General features: G+C 32.8%; 19 protein-coding genes. 13 read left to right on the top strand and 6 right to left on the bottom strand.

Annotated features, from left to right (window positions below; translation table 11 throughout):
* Positions 1–7: 7 nt before the first annotated feature.
* The 3 genes from ISP71_05950 to mqnE are packed head-to-tail and all read left to right on the top strand — an operon-like array spanning position 8 to position 4,902.
* Positions 8–1,831, top strand: coding sequence for a T9SS type A sorting domain-containing protein (locus ISP71_05950; GenBank protein ID MBL6663632.1), 1,824 nt, complete (start codon positions 8–10; stop codon positions 1,829–1,831).
* On the top strand, positions 1,828–3,738 hold the full coding sequence (locus ISP71_05955; protein MBL6663633.1) for a T9SS type A sorting domain-containing protein: 1,911 nt from the start codon (positions 1,828–1,830) through the stop codon (positions 3,736–3,738). The genes ISP71_05950 and ISP71_05955 overlap by 4 nt, the downstream gene beginning before the upstream one ends.
* Positions 3,739–4,902, top strand: a complete 1,164-nt coding sequence (mqnE, locus tag ISP71_05960; protein MBL6663634.1) for an aminofutalosine synthase MqnE — start codon at positions 3,739–3,741, stop codon at positions 4,900–4,902.
* Here mqnE and ISP71_05965 read toward each other — a convergent pair.
* The 3 genes from ISP71_05965 to ISP71_05975 are packed head-to-tail and all read right to left on the bottom strand — an operon-like array spanning position 4,899 to position 8,396.
* A complete protein-coding gene (locus ISP71_05965) occupies positions 4,899–5,915 on the bottom strand; it encodes an RluA family pseudouridine synthase (GenBank protein MBL6663635.1) in 1,017 nt (338 codons plus the stop codon). The two genes, mqnE and ISP71_05965, sit on opposite strands and share 4 nt — an antisense overlap.
* Positions 5,912–7,726, bottom strand: coding sequence for a T9SS type A sorting domain-containing protein (locus tag ISP71_05970; GenBank protein MBL6663636.1), 1,815 nt, complete (start codon positions 7,724–7,726; stop codon positions 5,912–5,914). The genes ISP71_05965 and ISP71_05970 overlap by 4 nt, the downstream gene beginning before the upstream one ends.
* Positions 7,719–8,396, bottom strand: coding sequence for a PASTA domain-containing protein (locus ISP71_05975; protein MBL6663637.1), 678 nt, complete (start codon positions 8,394–8,396; stop codon positions 7,719–7,721). Before ISP71_05975 ends, ISP71_05970 begins: the two co-directional genes overlap by 8 nt.
* 193 nt (positions 8,397–8,589) lie before the next feature.
* Between ISP71_05975 and ISP71_05980 the strand changes: the two genes are divergently transcribed.
* Entirely contained in the window at positions 8,590–9,564 is a 975-nt protein-coding gene (locus ISP71_05980) for a D-alanine--D-alanine ligase (protein ID MBL6663638.1), read from the top strand.
* Entirely contained in the window at positions 9,554–9,790 is a 237-nt protein-coding gene (locus ISP71_05985; protein ID MBL6663639.1) for a hypothetical protein, read from the top strand. The genes ISP71_05980 and ISP71_05985 overlap by 11 nt, the downstream gene beginning before the upstream one ends.
* On the opposite strand, the gene aroQ is transcribed toward ISP71_05985, so the two are convergent.
* Positions 9,787–10,203 (bottom strand): type II 3-dehydroquinate dehydratase, encoded by a 417-nt coding sequence (gene aroQ, locus ISP71_05990; GenBank protein ID MBL6663640.1) that lies wholly within the window; start codon positions 10,201–10,203, stop codon positions 9,787–9,789. The two genes, ISP71_05985 and aroQ, sit on opposite strands and share 4 nt — an antisense overlap.
* 16 nt (positions 10,204–10,219) lie before the next feature.
* Between aroQ and xerD the strand changes: the two genes are divergently transcribed.
* Entirely contained in the window at positions 10,220–11,119 is a 900-nt protein-coding gene (gene xerD, locus ISP71_05995) for a site-specific tyrosine recombinase XerD (GenBank protein MBL6663641.1), read from the top strand.
* On the top strand, positions 11,120–12,292 hold the full coding sequence (locus ISP71_06000; GenBank protein MBL6663642.1) for an MFS transporter: 1,173 nt from the start codon (positions 11,120–11,122) through the stop codon (positions 12,290–12,292).
* On the opposite strand, the gene ISP71_06005 is transcribed toward ISP71_06000, so the two are convergent.
* Entirely contained in the window at positions 12,278–13,723 is a 1,446-nt protein-coding gene (locus ISP71_06005; protein ID MBL6663643.1) for a T9SS type A sorting domain-containing protein, read from the bottom strand. The two genes, ISP71_06000 and ISP71_06005, sit on opposite strands and share 15 nt — an antisense overlap.
* Positions 13,724–13,855: 132 nt before the next feature.
* On the opposite strand from ISP71_06005, the gene ISP71_06010 reads away from it, so the two are divergent.
* Both ISP71_06010 and ISP71_06015 read left to right on the top strand, forming a co-directional pair.
* Positions 13,856–15,049: a pyridoxal phosphate-dependent aminotransferase gene (locus ISP71_06010; GenBank protein MBL6663644.1), complete on the top strand. Its 1,194-nt coding sequence runs from the start codon at positions 13,856–13,858 to the stop codon at positions 15,047–15,049.
* 73 nt (positions 15,050–15,122) lie between these two features.
* On the top strand, positions 15,123–16,019 hold the full coding sequence (locus ISP71_06015) for a D-glycero-beta-D-manno-heptose-7-phosphate kinase (protein ID MBL6663645.1): 897 nt from the start codon (positions 15,123–15,125) through the stop codon (positions 16,017–16,019).
* On the opposite strand, the gene ISP71_06020 is transcribed toward ISP71_06015, so the two are convergent.
* Complete coding sequence (locus tag ISP71_06020; protein MBL6663646.1) at positions 16,003–16,800, bottom strand: ion transporter; 798 nt, start codon at positions 16,798–16,800, stop codon at positions 16,003–16,005. The genes ISP71_06015 and ISP71_06020 overlap by 17 nt on opposite strands.
* An 80-nt stretch (positions 16,801–16,880) precedes the next feature.
* On the opposite strand from ISP71_06020, the gene ISP71_06025 reads away from it, so the two are divergent.
* From ISP71_06025 to ISP71_06040, 4 genes are read left to right on the top strand one after another with little or no spacing between them, the layout of a single operon-like run.
* A complete protein-coding gene (locus ISP71_06025; protein ID MBL6663647.1) occupies positions 16,881–19,118 on the top strand; it encodes an amino acid permease in 2,238 nt (745 codons plus the stop codon).
* A gap of 42 nt (positions 19,119–19,160) precedes the next feature.
* Positions 19,161–19,889, top strand: coding sequence for a bifunctional demethylmenaquinone methyltransferase/2-methoxy-6-polyprenyl-1,4-benzoquinol methylase UbiE (gene ubiE, locus ISP71_06030; protein MBL6663648.1), 729 nt, complete (start codon positions 19,161–19,163; stop codon positions 19,887–19,889).
* Positions 19,890–19,916: 27 nt separating this feature from the next.
* Positions 19,917–20,612 (top strand): PorT family protein, encoded by a 696-nt coding sequence (locus ISP71_06035; protein MBL6663649.1) that lies wholly within the window; start codon positions 19,917–19,919, stop codon positions 20,610–20,612.
* Between the two features lie 11 nt (positions 20,613–20,623).
* Complete coding sequence (locus ISP71_06040; GenBank protein ID MBL6663650.1) at positions 20,624–22,162, top strand: FAD-binding protein; 1,539 nt, start codon at positions 20,624–20,626, stop codon at positions 22,160–22,162.
* Positions 22,163–22,427: the final 265 nt, after the last annotated feature.

A 22,427-nucleotide genomic window follows, 5' to 3' on the forward strand; every position in this document is an offset into this window, starting at 1 on the left:
CTTTGATATGAGGCGAATAATCCAAATATATTTAACTGTTTCATTTATGACACTCATATCTTCTGAGGCATTTTCTCAGCTTAGATGTGGTACTATGCAAAGATGGACTGCTGAAATCAAAGACCATCCTCACCTCATTGAAAAGCGTCAAAAAATTGAAAATGACCTAATAAAATGGCAAAAAAGTACCGCTTTAAACTCATACAACATTCCTGTAGTATTCCATATTCTTTATGAAAACGAAAGCGAGAACATTAGTTTAGAACAAATTCAAAGCCAGCTTGATGTGCTTAATCAAGACTTTAATCGAACTAATACTGATGCCAATCAAACACCTGCAGAATTCCTTAATGTTGCAGCCAACTGCAATATCAATTTCTGTCTAGCTCAGCGAACACCTAATAATGACAGTACATCGGGCATTACCTACACCCAAACCGATATAAGCTCTTTTTCTTTATACGACAACCGAATTTTTCAGGACTCTTTGGGAGGTAAGACTATTTGGGACTCAAAAAGATATTTAAATATCTACGTTTGTGATTTAACCAATGCCCTTGGTTTCTCCTCCTTTCCAGGAGGTATTGAAAATAGAGATGCCATAGTCATTAATTACAGTAATTTTGGAACTATAGATGTTTCTCCTCCATTTAACAAAGGTAGAACTGCTACTCATGAGCTTGGTCATTGGCTCAATCTATTTCATATTTGGGGCGATAGCAATTGTGGAAACGACCAAGTGCAAGACACTCCTACACAAGATACAGAAAACTACGGCTGTCCTTCACACCCTAGTCCATCTTGCTCAAATAATGGGGATATGTTTCAAAACTTTATGGACTATACAGACGATGCCTGTATGAATCTTTTTACAGAAGGACAAAAAGATAGAATGCACGCCACCCTAAATTCACAAAGAACAGATTTAATTCAATCGCAAGCCTGTGCACTACCCTATGAAGATGTTGGTATCAATGAAAATATATCTCCAGCTAATAACCAAGACTATTGCGGCTATGATTTTGAATTAATAACTTCACTATTTAACTATTCAACTTCTAGTGTTTACGAATCTCAAATCTTTTTTCAAATTGATGATGGAGAAACACAAATGATGGAATGGAATGGTGACCTTCTGCCAAACTCCTCAGTAGAGATAAATCTTGGCAATTTCACTTTATCAGGAGGTCAACATACACTTTTAATTTATTCATCTTCTCCAAACGGGTTTCGTGATTTAAATCCCAACAATGACACGCTTTTGGTAAATTTTAATCTGAAAGATGGCACTCCATTTGAATTTCAAATTCAAACTGACAACTATGCTGAAGAAAACAGATGGGAAATACTTAATAATAACAACGAGATAATAGCATTTGAAAATGAACTTGAAAGCAATCAGCTCAATACGTTTAGTTTTTGTCAAGATATTGACAGTTGTTACACACTAATAGTTTACGATGAATATGAAGATGGCATTTGTTGCGATTTTGGTAATGGCTTTATTTCTATCAATAATCAGATATTTAACGGTAATTTTAATTCCGAAATTGAATTCGACTTATGCACTATTTCAACAATAAAGGATTTATCTCAACAAGACGCCTTGTTTATTTATCCAAATCCCAGTAATGGAGAGCTTACAATTGAATCCCCATTTGACATTGAAACCATAAAAATTTATGATTTAATGGGTAAGATTGTATTAGAAAAAAATTGCCAAAACAAACTAGAATGGTTAAGTTTGTCCTTTCTTAATAAAGGACCATATGTAGTTCTTATTAGTACCCAAAACAATTACGTTTATCATAAAAAAATAATCATTCAATGAGAAAGTATCTTTTAATAGCATTAGGCATTATACTTAGTCAATTGAGTTTTTCACAAATTAGCTCTGACGGTATTCCAGTAAGTTTTTCACAAACTCTTTCTAGAGAAGTTCCAACCATTGAACTAGTTGCTCCTAATGTTATGGCTTTAGAAAAAGAAGATAATGAAGATGCTTCAAAAGGTAAGCCATATCGTTATGCTGTGTTGATTGATAGTGATATAGACCCTTCCAAAGATGGCTTATGGGAAACTCTAGAAAATGACACCAGAGTTTGGCGAGTAAATATCAAATCTGAAGGAGCACAAGCTCTAGGGATATACTACGATGCTTTTTGGCTTCCATCAAATGGTGAATTATTTATTTACAACTCTGACAAAACAAAACTTCTGGGTGCTTATACCAATGCAAACAATCACGAAAGTGGATTCTTTGCTAACGAAATTATTGAAGATAGCGAAGTGACCCTTGAATATGTTCAAAAAGGTGAAGGACAACCCATTATTCATATTAACCAAGTGGCTTATGCCTATCGCTCAATTAAAAAAGCAAGAAGTATAAGCGGTTTTGGTGACTCAGAATCTTGTCAAGTTAATGTCAATTGTTCTCCATCAGGCGACGATTGGCAAGATGTTAAAAGAGCCGTTTGTAGAATTAGTATTAAGATTGGTAACGGTAGTTATTGGTGTAGTGGTTCATTTATTAATAATACTGAACAAAATTGTAAGCCATACATTTTAACAGCTGACCACTGTACTTTTGACGATGACAACAATGTTTATGCATCAGCAAATGATATGAATCAATGGCTATTCTACTTCAATTACGAAGCATCTGAATGTGAAAATCCTAATAGCAGCCCATCTTCCAATACAATGACTGGTTGCAGTAAAATCTCCAATAGTAGCGCAAATGGAAATATTACCGGAACTTCAGACTTTCATCTAGTAGAACTTAACAATGAACCTCCCTACGATTATGGCTTATTTGCTGCTGGCTGGGACAGAGCAAATTCAGCATCAACAAATGGAGTGGGTATACACCACCCAGCAGGTGATATCAAAAAAATATCTAGATATACTCAATCAGCGATAAATTCAGGATACGATTGGAGAATAAAATGGGTCTCAACTGATAATGGTCATGGTGTTACAGAAGGTGGTTCATCGGGCAGCCCTTTACTAAACGCTAATAAACAAATAGTGGGTGACCTTTCCACGGGAAGCTCGGCTTGTTCACCTGCATATTTGCTAAACGGTTCAGACTTTTATGGTAAATTATCATATAGCTGGGATCAAAATGGAAATACTAGCGATAGACAACTCAAGCCATGGCTAGACCCAACAAATTCTGGAGTAACTACCTTAGATGGTAAAGTTTGTGGAACTTCACTTTTTTCAAACTTCAAAGCATCGCACACTCACGTTCTTACGGGTTACGCCACACAATTCAGCTATACAGGAACTGGAAATCCTGACTCTTATGAATGGACGTTTTATGGTGCTGGTGTAAGCCCTGCAAACTCGAATGAACCCTCACCAGTAGTAACATACAGCAATAGTGGTAGCTATACAGTTAGACTTAAAGTAACTGAAGGCGATGATGAAAGCTCAGAGCTTAAGTCTGCATATATTCTTGTGGACTCTCAAGGAAGCAGTATTGATTTAGAAGAATTCAAACAATCCCTAAACATCTATCCTAACCCAACAAATGGAATAGTATATGTTAGCCAAGAAAATGAAGATTTGACCCAAGTAAAAGTATATACTGTTTTAGGTCAAGAAGTTTACTCGAACAGCTTATTGAATAGTCTTAGAATAGATTTATCATCTAAAAGTAATGGTGTTTATTTTATAGAGTTTTCTAATGGTGAGGAAAAAATAACAGAAAGACTGATTTTAAATCGTTAAATGAACAACACTTTATCACACATCCTCGAAAACAAGTCTCTTAATACCGACTTTAAAAAAATTGCAGAAAAAATAATAAGAGGTGAAAGAATAACATCCGAAGAAGGTATTCGCCTTTTTGATGCTGATTTATCCTTTTTAGGTTCACTAGCTAATTTTATAAGAGAAAAAAAACATCAAAACTTTACTTATTTCAATAGAAACATACACATAGAACCTACCAATATTTGTGTCTTTGATTGTAAGTTTTGCTCCTACTCTAAGTTACTTAAACACAAAACAGAAGGTTGGGAATTATCTGAAGATGATATTATCCAAAAGATGAAAGAGTATAAAGACCAACCCATTACAGAAGTACATATTGTCGGGGGTGTTCACCCTAAAATGGGCTTACATTATTTTGCAAATCTCATCAAGAGAATTAAAGAAATTAGACCTGATATTCATGTGAAAGCCTTTACTGCCGTTGAACTAGAGTATATGTGTAGAAAAGCTAAAGTTAGTTTTGAAGAAGGATTGAGTATCCTTAAATCGCATGGTCAAGATTCTTTACCTGGAGGTGGTGCTGAAATTTTTGATGAACAAATTAGAGCTGAAATTTGCAATGACAAGTGTTCTTCTGAACAGTGGTTAGAAATTCATGAAACAGCTCACAAATTGGGTATGCCATCTAACGCAACTATGCTATATGGTCACATAGAAGAACCTAAGCATCTTATTGACCATATGAACAGACTTAGAAACTTACAAGATAAGACTCAAGGCTTTAACACTTTTATTCCTCTAAAATTTAGAAATGGTGACAACCAAATGTCACATATTCCAGAAGTTAGTGTTATTGAAGATTTAAAAGTATATGCTATCAGTAGAATTTTTATGGATAATTTTCCACACCTAAAAGCATACTGGCCAATGATAGGTAGAAACACGGCTCAAATGAGCCTGTCTTATGGTGTAAATGATATTGATGGTACTATTGATGATACTACTAAAATTTACTCTATGGCGGGTGCTGAAGAGCAAAGTCCTAGTCTATCCACTCAACAATTGGTTGAACTCATTAAAAATGTAAAAAGACACCCTATTGAAAGAGATACAGTGTACAATACCGTCAAAGACTATAACGATTTTGTATTTGAGAAAGAAGATGTTAAAAGCTATTAAATTTTGTGAATAGCATAGTTTCTCCACTTTTCAATAACACTTTTCATATCATCAGGTAATTCTGAATCGAAACTTAACCATTCATTTGTACGAGGATGAGAAAAAGATAAACTTTTGGCGTGCAATGATTGACGAGGAATAATACGAAAACAGTTTTCAACAAATTGCTTGTACTTTGAAAAGGTTGTCCCTTTTAAAATTTTATCTCCACCATATTCAAAATCATTAAAAAGAGGATGATTAATATGTTGGAAATGCACCCGTATTTGGTGCGTACGCCCCGTTTCAAGCTTACATTCTACAAGACTAATGTATCCAAAGCGTTCCAATACTTTATAATGTGTTTTAGCATGTTTTCCGTATTCTCCATCAGGGAAAACAGTCATAACTTTTCTGTTTTTTAGACTTCTCCCAATATGACCTTCAATACTACCCTGTTCATCTTTTAACTCACCCCAAACCAAGGCATTGTATCTCCTGTCAATAGTTCTATCAAAAAATTGCTTAGACAATGAAGTCATAGCCATCTCATTTTTGGCAATAACCATCAATCCTGTGGTGTTTTTATCAATACGGTGTACTAAACCTGGTCTAGTAATATCGCCACCATTAGCAGGTAAATCTTTAAAGTGATAAGCTAAAGCATTGACCAAAGTACCCGAATAATTGCCATAACCTGGATGAACCACCATTCCGGCTTCTTTATTCAATACAACAAGGTCGTCATCTTCATAGACTTTATCTAATGGAATATCTTGAGGAATAAGTTCAATTTCCCTAGGTGGATTTTTAAACATGACCGTAACTACGTCCTTAGCCTTAACCTTGTAGTTAGATTTTACAGCCTTATCATTAACGTGTATGTAGCCATCAATAGCCGCTTGTTGAATTTTATTTCTAGAAGTGCCCTCAATTCGATTTAAAAGAAATTTATCTACTCTGAGAGGCTCTTGCCCTTTATCGGCAACCACTCTATGATGTTCAAATAATTCCTCCTCCACTTCATTCATCATTGTATTACTAACTTTTTTCTGAGTTTTATATAATCGCTTTGTATTTCAATTAGATATATTCCTTTAGAAAAGGATTGTAAGTCAATATTCTGTCGACCATCTGAAAAATTCTTATGAACTTGCGTACCACTTAAAGTGAAAATAGAAAGGGTGTGAGGTTCTTCAAATTCAATACTAACTGAAGTGGATGCAGGATTAGGAAACACACCAAAAGAAGTAGATGAAACATTATCTATCGATGAACTAGTTAAACTTCCAAATACTGGTCTAATCATCCAAGTACCATCACAATCAGCACAATTAGATTGATTCCAACCAGTTCCAAGATTATAAAACATTCTATCATTATTGATAGTATTTTTATCCAATCCAACATTTATGATTTCGTCATAATATTGTTCCCAACCAATAAATACAGAACCAGACACACTAATAGGGTTTTCTAATACATACTCATAAAAACCATTTTTAGCATTTGTATATTCAGGGTAAAAAATTTGACTTTGATAAATTATATCTGATGGAATCCCCGATTCACTATTCCATAATGTAATGCTAAACGCTAGACCATCAGAATCTTCATAATTTTCTTCAAAATGAATTTGAACAGCTTTTAGGGTGTCGTATTCAGAAATATTAAACAACATAGCAACCATACCTCCTTCAACATTTATTCCATAAGAAGCTTCAGCCGAACCATCATCCAAGGCATAATAATTGTCAAAGTGCTGAACATACTTCAAAGTATCATTAGTTTTAAACCAATCGTTATCATCGGTTGCTAGAGATTGTACAACAGTAAATGAGTTAGATTTTAAACCAGCACTGGTTGATGGAAAAGCAGAAACACCTACTGTAATTGCTGCAGGAGAATCATCAGAATAGGAAAAGTTATCTGTTTGAAAAGCTGGTATTTCATCATTTCTACTAGGGCCAGTGGAAGGATAATGGAATATTAAGTCGTTATCTTGTGTATAAATATCATAGGCATAGTCTACACTTTGTGTAGTCGAATAATTATTCCTAACCCAAGTATCCATAGTGGACGCCATATAGGTGGCTCTATTCTGATCAAAATGAGACCAAGGAATAGAAGTATAAAAGTTCAACATTTGAGAAGTCTCATAAACAAAAGCCAAATCTTCTAAGTCATTGGATAAAGATAAATCATCAGTTAGTAAAACATTGTCTATATGCCAGTGGTCAAAATTGCCAGATAATGTAGCTTCATTATGAAACCTAAATTGAAAGGAGTCGTGTAAAAAAGCATTATCATTAAGGGTAATTTTAATCTTTTCAAAATCCGAAAGGCTGTAGCCCGTAGTATCCCAAACCGTTTGCCATACTAAAGCCGTATCTAAGCATTCTAACATAAATATATCATTAGATTCTGGCTCATTCCCTATTCCTGTTGATTGTAAATAAAAGGATAAATAAACTTCAGATGAATTTGATAAATCTATAGGTCTAGAAGTTAAATAATCGGATGGGCCATGAACCGTTTCTGATGCTAAATTTCTAGGGCTACCTATTGAATCTAAACCATCAAAAGTAGCTACACCAATATTTATTGGATTTATTGGATAATTTCTATTTACAAAAACATCATTATCTAGCCAATGTGAAGACTTTGGATATACTAAATAGTCAGAAAAATCATCATAAAATGGTAAGTCTAGAGGAGCTATTGACACAAAAGATGATCTTTCTTGAGTTTGAGGTATTTGTGAATTATACATCAAAGGGTTTACAAACTCCTGAGCCAACGAAATTTGACATATTAATATCAAGACAACTATTAATCTATTCATCGGTATTATTGTTAGATGTAAGATAAATATCAACGTTTCTACCTAAATTAATCATTGTATTCTCTTCAGCTGAAGGACGCTGACGATAAACTACAGCTGTTGCACTATCTTTAACTGAAGAATCGTACAACACTAAGCCTAAATTAATAGAATTCATTTGAAGCAAAATTTCAGCATCTTCTTTCGTCAATCCATTCAAATTTGGTAGATTAACCATAACATCACTAAGCCCGTCACCAACTACTAAGTCAACTTGTGTGCCTACAAATACTTGAGTACCAGACTCTACTTCTATACCATCAATCGTTTGTTTAAGCACCGCATTCTTAGCCATATCAGGAACAAAGGTCAAATTACCAACAGAAAGCTCTAGTGCATTTAATTTTGAAACTGCACGACGTAGACTCAAGTCAACTAACTTTGGCATTATAACTTGTTTTTTGCGTTTAGCAACAACAGTAAGATAAATTCGTCTATCCTCTTTTACAAAAGAACCAGCAATAGGGTCTTGATCAATTATACTATGAGGAGTAAGTTCCGTATTAAAAACAGAATCTATAACTATGTATCTCAATGATTTTTCACTTAAAATACTATCTGTTTCTTGAATATGCATACCGCTAAAATCAGGTAATTCAATTAAATCATCATGTCGAGTATAAAACCTCAACACCAACAATATTGATAAAATAATAACAATAACTGTTATAAGTGAAAACGATAAATTTTTGTAAAATGATTTAGTTAAAAAAAAGGATAACCAAGAATTGTTGCTATTTTCCATATTAATCGATAACGAAAAACAAATATAATAATTATGCTGCCCTTGTCGTGATTATATGTATTTAGTTTATTTTTGAATTATGAAGAATATCGCCATTGTAATGGGTGGCTTTTCTGCTGAGAAAGTTATTTCACTAAAAAGTGGAAAGGTCGCATTAAAGTTTCTAGATAAGGACAAATACAATGTATTTGCAGTAATTATCGATAATGAAGGCTGGAGATTAGAAAAAGATGGAAAGTCTTACCCTATTAATAAATCCGATTTTAGTGTAAATATTGACCATCATAAGGTAAAATTTGACGGTGTATTTATGGCTATTCACGGAACGCCTGGAGAAAATGGCGTGCTACAACACTATCTTGATAATTTAGAAATTCCTTATACCTGCTCTGGAGCAAAAGCTTCAGAATTAAGTTTTGACAAAGGAGCATGCAACGATTTTTTAAGAAATTTTGATATTCCTTGTGCCAAATCTATAAAACTAAAAAAAGGGGATACAATAGATTCTTCAAACATCATTAAACACTTGCAACTACCATGTTTCGTTAAGCCTAATGGTAACGGAAGTAGCTTTGGCATCAGCAAGGTCAAATCTATTGAAGAACTACTACCAGCCATAGACAAGGCTTTTAAGCACGACGAATATATCCTTATTGAATCCTTATTAATTGGCACTGAAATAACTTGTGGTGTTCATAATCTAAACGGAACAATCGAAACCTTTCCGATTACAGAAATTGTCAGTGAAAATGACTTTTTTGATTTCGAAGCTAAATACGAGGGTAAATCAAAAGAAATCACTCCGGCAAGAATTAGTGACGACTTGGCTAAAAAAGTTTCTGAAAGAACCATTGAAATTTATAAATTATTAGAACTAAATGGAATTGCAAGAATTGATTTTATGATTGTTGACAATGAACCTTATATCATAGAAGCAAACACAGTACCAGGTCTTTCTGAAGAGAGTATCATTCCACAACAAGCACGCTGCCAAGGGATATCACTCAGTAAATTGTTTAATCAATCTGTTGAACACATGTTTCATGGAAAATAAAATTCGTCTAGTTTGGGATTTTAGAGGGGCGGATGCTTTAAAAACTGCTGAACATCAACTTATACATCTTGTCGAATTTATGAAAAAAGAAGATGTTTCATATTTAGATAAGTCATCAGAACAGATTAGCGAACTACATTCTATTTGCTCGGTTATTATTAAAGAAAGTGATTTGGATTTCGTTAAAAAAAGATTGAAACCACATCGAGGATTTTTAGTGAATTAGTTTTTTAAGCTTTCAAGAGCCAAACGATAACTATCTAATCCAAAACCACAAATACTAGCTTTACAATATGGAGCTATTAAAGATTTTTTACGAAAATCTTCTCTGGAATATATATTTGAAATGTGTACCTCAATAACAGGTGAATTTATGGAAGATATGGCATCAGCGATAGCGACAGAGGTATGCGTATACCCTCCAGCATTTAGAATAATAGCATCGCTATCAAAGCCATTTTCATGAAGACAATTAATAATTTCACCTTCTACATTACTCTGAAAATAGCTTATATTTATACTAGGAAAAGTTTGGCGTAATTCTTTTAAATATTCTTCGAATGATTGATCACCATAAATACTTTTTTCTCTTACGCCTAATAAGTTTAAATTTGGTCCATTAACAATTACGACTTTCATAGTACAAAAGTAATCAATGAGTTGGAAAAATAACATAAATGGCTTTCGTTCTTATTTGATGTTAGAGAGAAATCTATCAGAAAATTCTATTGAATCTTATGTAAGAGACGTCAATAAACTCGTTGACTATCTAGAAATGAGCGATAATAAAGTTAGTGTTAAAAAAATAAATACTAGTGATTTGACCGCATTTATACGCTGGGTAGCAGAAATCGGAATGAGTGCTAGTACTCAGGCTAGAATACTATCTGGAATTAAAGCTTTTTTCAAATATTTAATATTAGAAGATGTCATTAGCAACGACCCTAGTAACCTAATTGAAGGACCAAAAAAAGGGCTGAAACTTCCTGATACCTTAAGTACTGAAGAAATTGACCAAATTATAAACGCTATTGATTTGAGCCACCCACAAGGACAACGCAATAAAGCTATTATAGAAACATTATACGGCTGTGGATTAAGGGTTTCGGAACTTATTAATTTAAAACTTTCCAATTGGTATAAAAAAGATGGGTTTATAAAAGTAATTGGAAAAGGTAACAAAGAACGATTGATTCCAATAGGTAATGTAACAGCTAAAGTACTGAATATATATGTTGACGAAGTCAGATGCCATCTAAGTATTCAAAAAGGACAGGAAGATTACATTTTCTTAAGTAAAAGAGGTAAAAATTTAAGTAGAGTATCCATCTTTAATATTGTTAAAGAACTTGCTGAAAAGGCACAAATAAAGAAAAATATAAGTCCTCATACCTTTAGACATAGTTTTGCCACTGAATTAATAGAAAGAGGTGCTAATCTTAGAGCAGTACAAGAAATGCTTGGGCATGAATCCATTACAACTACTCAACTTTACACACACATCAACAGAGAATTTTTAAGACAATCCATAATATCACATCATCCAAGGTCATAAATGAATATTTACTCTAACATCTGGAAACTTTACGTAATCAAAGGGTTGAAATGGTTTATGATAGTCATGCCTATTGTTGTGCTATTTTTTCAAGAAAATGGATTAAGTCTACAAGAGGTGATGATTCTACAAGGTATATATTCCTTTATGGTGGCAGCAATGGAAATTCCTTCAGGCTATTTAGCCGATGTCTTTGGTAGAAAAAACACCTTGATATTAGGAGCAATTTTCTGTTTTTTTGGCTTTCTAATCATCAGCCTTTCATTCAGTTTTTGGTATTTTATCATTGGTGAAATTATTTTAGGTATTGGTTCGAGTTTTATTTCTGGAGCAGATTCGGCTATTTTATATGATTCTCTTGCTGAAAGCAAAAAAGAAAATGAATACACTAAAGTTGAAGGTGTAGCTTATGGTATAGGAAACTTTTCAGAGGCTATTGCAGGAATTTGTGGAGGTTTATTAGCAGAAATATCTTTACGATTGCCTTGGGAAGTTCAAGTTGTTGTAGCAGGGCTCATTATACCATTTACATTTTTATTAATAGAGCCTAAAGAACATCAACAAAATAAACTACCTAAGAGTTTCAAAGCTATATGGCAAGTTGTTAAATTTTCTCTAGTAGAAAACAAATTACTGAAGTGGTTGATAATCCTATCGTCATCTATTGGCTTTGCTACCCTATCCCTAGCATGGTTTGCACAACCTTATTTTAAAAGTATAGATATGCCCTTAAAATACTTTGGATTTGCTTGGGCGTATTTAAACCTAACTACTGGCTTTTCCTCTATAAACGCTTATAGATTGCAAAGGTTATTGTCTAAAAATAGTTTTTTGATTTTCATAAGTTTAGGCATAAGCATATCTATTTTTTTAATTTCAAAATCAACAGCCATATTGGGATTAATTTTGATTACGACAGTATATATGATTAGAGGGTTCGCTACTCCTGTAATGAGAACATATATAAACGATATAACACCTTCTAATATGAGAGCAACTGTCTTGTCTATAAGAAGTTTTTGTATTAGAGTAACCTTTGCTGTTATGGCACCACTTATGGGCTGGATTGCCGACATTTATACTCTAGGACAAAGTTTTTTATTGTTAGGAATAATTGTTGGAATTACTAGCTTATTGGCTAGTTTGAAATTAAAAGCCTTATCTAACAATTAATTGCTCTACCCTACTTTTACCATCACTGATTATTTCCACGAAATACAAACCTTGGGATAATTGACTAACATCTATACTATTGGAAGGGTTTTCATCAAATACCATCAATTGTCCTTTAGTGTCAAATATTTTAACCGCTTTCAAATTTTCAACCATCAAATTCACAATAGAAAATGTAGGATTAGGATAAAACAAACTAACATTATCAAAAGTTGCAATAGTATTTGCACAATCAATGTTAAAATCAAATTGATTAAACGTATCATCATTTAACTCAGAAAAAACAGTTACATCAAACTGTAATAAAGAAGGGCTAGGATTCATAAAAATTCCTGTTAGGTTGATATCTAAACTGTTGCCAGAAGTATAAGAATTATTATCAGAAGGAGAAACAATAGACATTTCTACACCTCCACCTTCTATATTTTCAATAGTAAAAGAAAATTGAGTTTCATTATCATCATTGACTAAATCAATTTCAATTGAATTCTCGACAGAATTAATTTCACTAATTTCTAGTGAATATTCGTTATTAATAAAGTTATTGATGCCTGCAATAATAGTTGCATTTCCCACATTTTGCCCTATTTCCAAATTATCTAGATTTATATAGCCCAAATTTGAAGTAACAGAAGTTGATTGAATATCTGGCTCGTTTAAGCCTTGCTCTGTTATGAAATTTATATCTGATAACTCCTCACAAATTAATGATGATAGGGAAATATTGATTTCTGGAGTAAAGGCCTCAGCTACAAAATTGCCTATATAAAAGGTATCTCTAACAGACCACTCTGAATAATAACTTTGATTTTGAGAACAATAAGCCCTAACTCTCCATTCATAATAATTATCATGTTCGAGATTTGCTCCTATTGTTCTAGAGTTAATGGTGCTATCCATATTGGAAACATTTGTCCAAATAGTATCATTTACATTTTTGTATGTAAGTAAAAAATGATCAACACCCATTCCAAGCATAGAATCCCAATGAGTATCAGCAAAACCTGTTACCTCAGTAACAATAATATTGTCAGAATAAGTATTAGTAGGTTCAGGACACTCAACGTATTCCAATGTTGTAAACGTATCTACAACAGACCATTCTGAAGCTATTAGATTATTTTCAGAACAATAAGCAGCTACTCTCCACTCATAAGTAGTATTATAATCTAATAAGCCTATCACCTTGTAGGTAGAACTACTATCTAAATTCGCTAAATTATTCCACTGCAAAGAATCCACATTTCTATAATTAACAATAAAATGATGAACTCCTGTTCCTAATAAAGACTCCCAATTTGCATTTACAGAAGCATATGATGAATTAAAAGTATAATTATCAGTAAAAAGTCCAGTGGGCTGAGGACAGTCTTGAGAAAACAAATGAGTTGTGATAAATAACAATAAAATAGGTAATAAACGAAACTTCATAATAAGAATAGGTTAAATGATTAACACAAAGTTAATCATAATTAAAAAATAAATAGAAATGATTTTAATAAAAGATAAATGACATCTGTAAATTAGTATTTTTGCAACTAATTATAAATTATAATCTCAACAATGCAACAAGTTTCAAATCGTCTAAAACAATTGTCAGAATCAGCTACTCTAGCAATGGCAAGAATGAGTCGTGAGCTAAAAGCTCAGGGACACAATGTAATCGCACTTAGTCTGGGTGAGCCAGATTTTGACACTCCAGAATTTATCAAAGAGTCTGCCAAAAATGCGATTGATAACAACTACTCTCACTACACTCCTGTTCCTGGTTTAGTAGAACTAAGAGAAGCCATAAGTAAAAAATTGAAAAGAGATAATAAATTAGACTACAGTGCTGATCAAATTGTTGTATCAACCGGAGCTAAACAATCAATAGCTAACGTTTGTTTAAGTTTATTAAATTCAGGCGATGAAGTTATTCTTCCTGCTCCATATTGGGTAAGTTACTATGAACTAGTTAAACTAGGAGAAGCAACACCAATAGTCGTAAAAAGTAGTATCGACAATGACTTTAAAATGAGTCCACAAGACTTAGAAAACGCTATTACGCCAAATACTAAAATGATAATTTTCAGTTCACCTTGTAATCCAAGTGGAACAGTATATAGTCAACAAGAACTTGAAGAATTAGCCAAAGTGTTGGAAAAATACCCAAATATATTTGTGGTAAGCGATGAAATATACGAACTCATTAATTTCGGAGTTGAGCATTTCAGTATAGCAAGAATAGAATCCATAAGAGATAGAGTCATTACGGTTAATGGAGTTTCCAAAGGCTTTGCAATGACTGGATGGAGAGTTGGCTATATTGCAGCCCCACAATGGATAGCTAGTGCCTGTAATAAAATACAAGGTCAAGTGACTTCGGCAACTTGTGCAATTGCTCAAAAGGCTACAGAAACAGCTATGTTAGCCTCACCATCTGAAGTAGAGCATATGAGAATAGCATTTCACAAAAGAAGAGATTTAATGTTAAAAATGCTATCTGAAATACCTGGAATAAAAACCAACACACCAGATGGTGCGTTTTATATCTTCCCTGACATATCTCATTATTTCGGCAAAAGTGATGGTCAAAAAACAATTTCAAACTCTAGTGACTTCTGTATGTATATTCTAAACGATGCCCACGTAGCCTTAGTGGCTGGTGAAGCTTTTGGCTCACCTAATTGCGTTAGGATTTCTTATGCTGCATCTGAAGAAAACCTTATCGAAGCAGTAAAAAGAATGAAAAAATCATTAGCAAAACTTCAATAAAATAGTGAATACAAATTGGCATAGCATTTTCAATGATTTTAAAAAATTTAAAGTTTTAATTGTTGGCGATGCTATGATTGATTCCTATATGTGGGGCTCTATAAATAGACAATCTCCTGAGGCTCCTATACCGATTGTAGATATTGAAAAGTATGAAAAAAGACTAGGTGGAGCTGCCAATGTAGCATCACACATTAAAGCTCTGGGAGCTACTCCTATACTCTGCTCTGTCATAGGAAATGAGGATAAAGGTTTTTTTGATTTGATGAAGAGTGAAAACCTTTCGACTAAAGGCATTTTGCAAGAAGAAAGGAAAACGACTGTCAAAACTAGAATAATTAGTGAAAACAAACATCAATTAAGAGTCGATGAAGAAGACACTTTCCCAATTGTTAATGAATCTGATTTCATAAAACACTCAATTGATTTGATGAGTAAAGTACATGTAGTTATTTTTCAAGATTATAATAAAGGAGTACTCACAAAACATGTTATAACTAGTTTAGTCGAATTTGCCACAAAAAAACAGATACCCACTTTAGTAGATCCAAAAAAAGAAAATTACTGGCAATACAAAGGAGTTAATCTTTTTAAACCAAATGCTAAAGAGCTAATTGAAAGTAATTCTGAAACTGAAGCACTAAGTCTAGATAATATTTCAAAAATAGTCACTAAGCAAAGAAAACAACTTAACGCTAAGTCGTTTCTTCTCACTTTATCAGAAAAAGGTGTGTTTTTTCAAACCGAAAATGACGAACACCACTACCCCGCATACAAAAGAACAATTCTTGATGTATCAGGTGCAGGTGATGCTGTTATTGCTACTGCAGCTTTAGCTTTAGCTCAAAAACTAGATTATCATATTTTGGCGCAACTAGCCAATTTAGCGGGTGGATTATCTTGCGAGAAAGTTGGTGTTAACTCTATTGACAGGGAAAATTTATTAAACGAGGCTATTCGTTTAATATAGAGCCACAAAATTTACAATGCTTAGCATCTAAATCATGTCCTTCTTTAGAACAAAACCTACAAGTTTGTGTCGTTACCTTACTAGAAGACTTTGCTATTGCAGCAGTAACAATACCCGTAGGAACAGCAATTATTCCATAACCAAGTATCATAATAATAGAAGCTAAAAACTTACCAAATGTTGTTACTGGAACTACATCTCCATAACCTACCGTGGTTAGAGTAACAACCGACCAATAGATGGATTTAGGTATATTTTCAAAACCGTTCTTTTGTCCTTCAACAATGTACATTAAAGTACCTAAAATGATAACAATCAAAATAACCGACAGCAAGAAAACTATAATTTTTGGCCTAGAGGATTTTAGAGCTATTTGCATAATATTTGCACCTCTCAAATATCGAGACAATTTAAACACTCTAAATATCCTAATAAGACGGATGGCTCTAATATCTACTAGTACATGTATAGGAGGATATATAAAGACCAAGTAAGTAGGGATAATTGATAAAAAATCAATAATTCCCATAAATGAAAAGATGTACTTGAAAGGTTTTTTAATAGAATAAATTCTGAGTATATATTCGATAGTAAATAATATAGTAAATACCCATTCAGAAAACGTCAAAAGATTACCATATTCACTTTCAATACTTTCAACACTACTGAGAATTACGCCTAATACTGATATAAGAATGGCAATTAACAGTATAACATCAAAAAGTTTACCTTTTTTAGTATCTGCTTCAAAAATAATTTCGTGAAGTCTATCTTTTGTCATAGTTCAGCGAATTTAATAACTATTTTGTATACATCTTGATTTTTTATTTTTATAAATTTGAAAAATTTTCAAAGGAGACTATGCCAAGAAAGATAAAAGAAAATCGAGGACAATTTGGAACTACACCCGTTTTTATGGCCTCCATCAGTACTATTTTAGGTGCTATTCTATTTTTACGCTTTGGCTATGCCGTAGGAAATGTTGGCTTTTTTGGTGCTATAGCAATTATCATTTTAGGTCATGCTGTTACTATACCAACTGCTCTAGCAGTAGCTGAAATTGCTACTAATAGAAAAGTAGAAGGTGGTGGAGATTATTATGTGATTTCTAGATCATTTGGGCTAAATATTGGTGCAGCTATTGGAATTGCACTATTTCTATCTCAAGCTATAAGTGTCTCTTTTTATATCATTGCTTTTGCCGAATCTTTCATTCCTTTTGGTCAATATTTAAACGAGACATACAATCTTGGGCTATTGGGTGATTTTTTAGAAGATAGAAAAGCAATAGGATTAATCTCAATGTCTCTTTTATCCCTACTTATTATTTCAAAAGGAGCAGATTTAGGAGTAAAAGCCTTATATGTTGTGGCCTCAGTTATATTAGTTTCTCTACTATTTTTCTTCTTTGGGGAAAGTCAAATCGACTGGAAACAAGTTAACTTCTTTTCTAAAGTAGAAAATGCTGATAATTTCTTTTACGTCTTTACCATTATATTTCCTGCTTTTACTGGAATTTCTGCAGGACTTGGTTTATCTGGTGATTTAAAAGAACCTAGAAAATCCATACCAAGAGGAACAATTATTGCAACTGTTCTTGGAGCAATAATTTATGTTTTGGTGGCTTTCAAATTGACTATTTCCACCGACTTAGACAATCTTGCCAATAATCAACTAGTAATGAGTGACATAGCAATTTGGGGACCAATAATTCCTATTGGACTAGCTTGTGCTGCTATTTCATCTGCCTTAGGTTCAATTATTGTAGCACCTAGAACACTACAAGCATTAGGGAGAGATAGGATTTTTCCTTACAAAAAATTGGATTTTTGGTTAGCTAAGGGAAAAAAAGAAAATAATGAACCTTTAAATGGCACACTAGTAACCTGCGTTATAGCCTTTTTCTTTATTTATATTGGAGATATCAACTTCGTTGCTCGTATTATATCTATGTTTTTTATGGTAACATACGGAGCAATTTGTCTGATATCATTTTTAGAACATTTTTCAGGAGACCCCTCCTATCGACCTGTATTTAAATCTAGATGGTACATCTCTTTATTAGGAGCAATACTATCACTATGGCTTATGTTCAAAATGGATACTTTGTTCGCTTTTCTGTCTATAGTTATTATGATTACTTTCTACTATTTCATCAGTAAAAAGTCTTCTGATAAAAGAGAGTTTGTAAACCTCTTTAAAGATGTGTTAGAGCAAGTAGCTAGACAATTACAAATATTTTTGCAACGGAAAAATGACAGCAACGTTTCCTCTAATGTTCATTGGCGTCCGTTTGTAGTGAGTATTAGTGACGCTTCATTGACAAGAAAAAGTGCATTTGATATTACTCGATGGATAGCACACAAATATGGTTTTGGAACATACATACACTTTATCAAGGGTTACTTGAGTAAACAAACTTTTGAGGAATCAAAAGATATCAAACATCAACTCATAGAAGGCAAAAGAACAAATGTCTATGTAGATACTCTCATTTCGCCATCGTATACATCAGCTCTTGCTCAAGTAGTACAATTATCAAGTATTTCGGGTTCAGAAAACAACCTGATACTACTAGAATATGGAGAATCTGATAAAGAATCTTTCGAAGATGTAATGAGTAACTTTAATTTACTTTATACAACTGGCTATGATGTAGTCATAATGCGCTCTAATGATAAAAAAGTTGACAAAAAAGAAGAAATACATATTTGGATATCATCAAGAGACTATGAAAATTCAAATATGATGATTCTATTAGGTTACATTATCTTAGGTCATCCGGAGTGGAAAATGGCTCAAATAAAAGTTTTTACTATATACCCTAAAGATAAATTCGAAGAATACAAAAACCAAATGTTTGATTACATAGAGTCAGGACGACTTCCAATATCGCCTAGAAATATGAAAATGGTTCCTCACGATGAGGACGTAAGTATCAAGGAAATCATAAACAAACGCTCTTCAAATTCAGATTTGACAATTATTGGCTTTAGAGGGGAATTGGTGAAAAAACAAAAGCTCGATATTTTTGAAGGTTACGATAGCTTAGGTAATATCTTGTTTGTAAACAGTATCAACAAGAAAGATATTGAGTAAAAGAATAGTATTTAGCTATCTTTGTACCCTAAAATTTTAAAATTGGGAACAAAAGTCACTCCATATAACAAAGACAAAACCTCTAAAAAAGAACAAGTAGCCAAAATGTTCGATGCTATAGCTGGTAGGTACGACTTCTTAAATCATTTTTTATCATTAGGAATAGATATTGTTTGGAGAAAAATAGCTGTCCGAGAAATCGCTAAAGTAAATCCTAAAATGATATTAGATATCGCTACTGGAACAGGAGACTTAGCTATAGAAGCTAGTCGACTAAATCCAACCCAAGTTATAGGAGTGGATATCTCTAACAATATGCTAGATGTTGGTAGAGAAAAAATGAAAAAAAAATCACTAGACAAACTAGTCGATATGCAATATGGCGACTCCGAAAATTTAAGTTTTGAAGACAACACTTTTGACGCAGTTACTGCTGGATTTGGTGTCAGAAACTTCGAAAACTTGGATAAAGGGCTAAGCGAAATGTGTAGGGTAATGAAAGTTGGTGGAAAACTTGCTATTTTAGAGCCTGCCGAACCGAAAATATTCCCTTTTAAACAATTGTATGGGCTTTATTTTAAAGTTATACTGCCACTTCTTGGCAAACTTTTTTCTAAAGACAACTCTGCCTACACCTACTTACCAGAATCTGTAGCTGCATTTCCTAGCAGAAATGCTTTCATTAAAGAACTAGAGAAAGCTGGCTTTAAAGAGCCCAAATTTAAAGCTTTAACATTTGGCATAGCAGCTTTGTATACAGCAACTAAATAATTCTATTTTTTTTTACGATATTGCAGTATGAAAAAAATTTACAAAATCGCTCTAATTTTACTACTCAGTCAAAACCTTTTTGCTCAACGCTATAATGTTCCATTAAACCTTCCTAATTACGATAACAAGCCTATGCACTTTGGTTTCTTAATTGGTTTAAATACTCTGGACTTTAAACTGACACCAGTATCTAATGTTGAAGATGAATTGTTTGTTATCCAATCTCAAAATCAAAAAGGATTTAATCTTGGTGTAGTCAGTAATATGAGGTTAGGAAACAATTTAGACTTTAGATTTATACCAACACTATCATTAGCTGAAAGAAGAATATTTTATACCTTAAATGATAACACTGTTCTGACAAATGAAAATAAAAAAATTGAATCTACTTTTATTGAATTTCCTATTAGTATAAAGTACAAATCTTTAAGATACAATAATGGTAGAGCATATATAATGACTGGTTTAAAGTATTCTTTGGATTTAGCTTCTCAACGAAATATTGATGATGAAGGCTTAGAAATTGTGAAAATTAAAAAAGATGATTTTTTGTATGAAATTGGATTGGGCTTAGACTTCTACCTCCCCTATTTTAAGTTTTCTCCCGAACTAAAAGCTAATTTTGGATTAACAAATTTAGTTGTTAATGATGGTAGTATTTATAGTCGTTCAATAAAAGGAATGAAAACAAGAGGTTTTTCAATATCATTTACATTTGAATAAAACAACAAACGATGTCTAAAATACTTTCCTTAACACTTAGCCCAGAAAATGCTGCTTTTGATGATTCTATAAATAATCATATTTGCAAGGAATTGAATTCTAGTGACATCGAACCATCCCAATGGAAAATCTTAAAAAAATCAATTGACGCTAGAAAAAAAGAAGTTAAAATTCAACTGAAAATTGAAGTCTTTGAAAAAGAAATCAAAGAAAAACTGAAAATTGAAAAGCACTATAAAGATGTTTCTAATTCTGAGGAAGTAATAATCATAGGCTCAGGACCAGCAGGACTTTTTGCTGCTCTAACCCTATTAGAAAGAGGTAAAAAACCAATTGTTTTAGAAAGAGGTAAAGATGTAAGAAGTAGAAGACGAGACATTGCCGCAATAAATAAAAATCATATTGTAAATCCAGAGTCAAACTACTGTTTTGGAGAAGGCGGGGCTGGCACATATTCGGATGGAAAATTATATACACGTTCTAAAAAAAGAGGCTCAATAATTGATATTTTAGAAACTTTAGTGTTTCACGGTGCCAAGGAAGATATTTTAATAGAAGCTCAACCCCATATAGGAACCAATAAATTACCCAAAATTATTGCCAATATTAGAGAAACTATTTTGTCTCATGGTGGAGAAATACATTTTGATACTAAAGTTGTTGACTTTATAATAGAAAGTAACACTATAAAAGGCGTTGTCTTACAAAACAACGATAAAGTATTGGCCAAAAACACCATTTTAGCGACAGGTCATTCTGCAAGAGATATTTTTAAACTTTTGGATAAAAAATCTATAGAAATCCAAAACAAACCTTTTGCTATGGGCATAAGGATTGAGCATCCTCAAGACTTAATAGATCAAATTCAATATTCGTGCTCTGAAAGAGGGCCATATCTGCCTCCAGCATCTTATAAATTAGTTACACAGACAAATAATAGAGGTGTATATTCTTTTTGTATGTGTCCCGGTGGTTTTATTGTGCCCTCAGCAACAAATAGCGGCGAAATAGTCGTCAATGGAATGTCACCATCTAAAAGAGATTCTGTATTTTCAAATTCTGGAATAGTAGTAGAGGTAAAAGAAGAAGACTTGATGCCATATGAAAAACATGGAGAATTGAAAGGCTTATATTATCAAATGGCTTTAGAAAAAAGTATGTGTAAAATAACGCCTGACTTACAAGTTGCTCCTGCTCAAAGAATGGTTGACTTTATCAATAAAAAAACATCCAATAAATTAAATAAAACATCTTATCAACCAGGAGTTTTATCTCAACCTCTGCATGAAATTTTACCAGAAAGTATATCTCATTCTCTTTCTGATAGTTTTAAAGTGTTCGGAAAAAAAATGAAAGGCTATTTAACCAATGAAGCTAATATTATTGGCTTAGAAAGTAGAACCTCGTCACCAGTATCAATTCCTAGAGATAAAGAAACTCTACAACACATAAGAATTAGTAACCTCTTCCCATGCGGTGAAGGTGCAGGAAATGCTGGAGGAATAGTATCTGCTGCAATTGATGGAAAAAAAGTAGCTGAAAAAATTTGAACTAATTAGAAAATAATCTAAGTTAGCTAAAAAAATTGTATTAATAACACTAAGCTATTTCAAGTTGGATTTAATTGCATTAATTGTTCTATTAATCTTCGTATATCTTATAGTATTGTTTGTACTAAGATTAAGACTCTTTAAGTCTAGATTAAAAAATAAAACATATAGTAATTGTTGCCCTATTTGCAGCAAACCTTTAGATAGATATAAAAGTAAAATATACGACAAACAAATTAACGTGCTAACTCTAAGCATATTTGGT

Source organism: Flavobacteriales bacterium, assembly GCA_016779995.1.
Taxonomy (GTDB): domain Bacteria; phylum Bacteroidota; class Bacteroidia; order Flavobacteriales; family UBA7312; genus UBA8444.